Here is a 698-nt window from a genome sequence, read left to right as displayed (position 1 = left end):
TCACCCAGGCCCGTCTCGCGCAGGCGTTGAAGTCGACTGTGCAGTCGGTCAAGAACTACGAGAACGGCCGTTCCGAGCCCAAGCCGCCGCGCCTGGAGGCCTACCAGCGACTACTGAACGGCTGGGCTGCGAAGTACCCCGCCCACACCGCCCCCGTTCCGGTCGTCGCGCCGCAGCCGGTGGCGGTGCCGGAGACGTTCACCGGCCCGACCGCGCCCGAGGCGGAGACCGTCGCACCGGTGGAGGCACCCGCCACCCCGGTCGCACCGGAGCGCCCGGCCACCCGCCCGGCGACGTCGTCGCGCCGCCCGGCCGCGAAGAAGGCCACGAAGGCCGCCGTCGTCGACCCGCGGTTCCCGCACGGCCCGCTCGCCGTACTCGATGGCGACGGCTCCGCGTACGGCGTCGACGGCATCGTCCTCGACTGCCCGGCCACCACGATCCCGGAACTGGTGGAATGGACCCTCAAGGAGTCCGGCCTGGGTGCCGCCAAGCTCAACCGCTACGGCAAGGACTCAGACCCGCTGATCGTGCTGACTGCGGCGGCCGCGGTGAAGCTCGGGCTGCCGGAGCGACTGGAGGGCCACGAGCAGCGCCGTTCCCTGCGCCTGCCCGAGGACCATCCCGTGGTCAAGCAGGTCACCAAGGCGAAGTGGCAGCTCACCCAGCGCGGTTTCGGCCCGTGGGCGCGCATCTAC

At 72.3% G+C, this 698-nt stretch carries 1 protein-coding gene; it reads left to right on the top strand.

Annotation, left to right across the window (positions count from 1 at the left end):
* Window positions 1–698 (top strand): helix-turn-helix domain-containing protein (locus O3W51_RS48245; RefSeq protein ID WP_269290454.1); only part of this gene is annotated, 698 nt, incomplete at both ends.

This window comes from Streptomyces sp. H39-C1 (assembly GCF_027158125.1).
In the GTDB taxonomy this organism is placed as follows: Bacteria; Actinomycetota; Actinomycetes; order Streptomycetales; family Streptomycetaceae; genus Actinacidiphila; species Actinacidiphila fildesensis.
This window is presented reverse-complemented; position numbering and strand designations above follow the sequence as displayed.